The organism is Arthrobacter sp. JCM 19049 (assembly GCF_001310435.1).
In genome coordinates this window covers 1-1,194 of record NZ_BAXF01000587.1, presented here as the reverse complement: position 1 = coordinate 1,194, position 1,194 = coordinate 1, and the positions used below count along the sequence as shown (strand labels likewise).

The window sequence follows — 1,194 nt, the reverse complement described above, 5'->3', positions numbered from 1 at the left end:
CGCTTGGCCCCATCCCGGCCAGGCCCAGCAGCGCCCCGGCCGCGGCAATCCCCAGGCACACCCCGTAGAACGGCCGAAGCTGCTGAAGCCATCCGGGTAATCCAGCCCCGACCAGTGGGTGGCCACCACCTTAGGAGCCTGCGCGCCCAGCAGCATCCGGGTGACCAGCACTGCCACCGCCGGCACAAGCAGCAGCAGTGAACTCACCGCCCGGTGCTTGACGGTAACCGGTCCTGTGGGCTGCTTCATGGCTCTTCCTCGGGCTCGTGGGGTCAGCGCCGCGGCATCCGCTGCCGCCGCTGTTTGCATGGACCAGCACCAAAATAGTTGCAGGTCACATCGTTTTTTGCTTTTGATCCTCTCCCGCGCGCCCCGGTGGGGCAAATCCCGAGCCGAAAGAGTCCTCCGGGGTTAAAAGCACGACGCCCGGCTTGAAAGCCGGGCGCCGTGCTCCACGCCGGGTGGCGGTGGCCGCTACAGTGAAATGACCGCGTGCTGCGGGTTGGTCATCGCATCGGCGACAAAGCGCAGGAAGCCTGCCGCGGTGCCACCATCACACACGCGGTGGTCGAAGCTGAGCGTCAGCTCGCAGATCGAACGCACCTTGACCTTGCCCTTGACCACCCAGGGACGTTCCACGACCCGGCCGATGCCCAGGATCGCGGCCTCCGGGTAGTTGATGATCGCCGCGGAGCCATCCACGTTGAACACCCCGTAGTTGTTGATGGTGAAGGTGCTGCCGGACAGGTCCGACACCCCGGCCTTGCCTTCGCGGGCCAGCGAGGCCAGGCGGGCGAACTCGGCCGAGAGCTGCTGTGCGTTCAGCTGGTGCGCGCCGCGCACGTTGGGGACCACCAGGCCCCGGTCGGTTTGCGCGGCGAAGCCCAGGTTCACCCCGTCGAAGCGGGTCTGGGTCAGCTGCCCGTCGGCCCCACCTCGATGCGGCTGTTCAGTTCCGGGAACTGCTTTAGGCCCAGCACCGCGAAGCGGGAGATGATGGCCAGCATGCTCGGGCGCTGCCGGCACTTTCCTTGACCTTGGCGCGCAGCTTCAGCAGCTTGGTGACATCCACATCCACCCAGACGGTGGCCTCGGGAATCTCCCGGCGCGAGGTGCTCATCGCGTTGGCGATGGTGCGCCGCACGCCGGAGAGCACGGTGGATTCGGCCACCGGCAGGCCGGTGCGTGAATCGG

General features: G+C 67.3%; 3 protein-coding genes. All 3 read right to left on the bottom strand.

Going from position 1 to position 1,194, the window contains the following annotated elements; genetic code table 11:
- On the bottom strand, nucleotides 1-249 hold a 249-nt coding region (locus JCM19049_RS14705; protein ID WP_279403306.1), incomplete at its 3' end, for a hypothetical protein.
- A gap of 225 nt (nucleotides 250-474) precedes the next feature.
- A complete protein-coding gene (locus tag JCM19049_RS22785) occupies nucleotides 475-894 on the bottom strand; it encodes a 2-oxo acid dehydrogenase subunit E2 (RefSeq protein ID WP_054821941.1) in 420 nt (139 codons plus the stop codon).
- Nucleotides 895-967: 73 nt separating this feature from the next.
- Nucleotides 968-1,194, bottom strand: a 227-nt coding sequence (locus JCM19049_RS22780) for a 2-oxo acid dehydrogenase subunit E2 (protein ID WP_306420822.1), incomplete at its 5' end; no start/stop codon positions are given.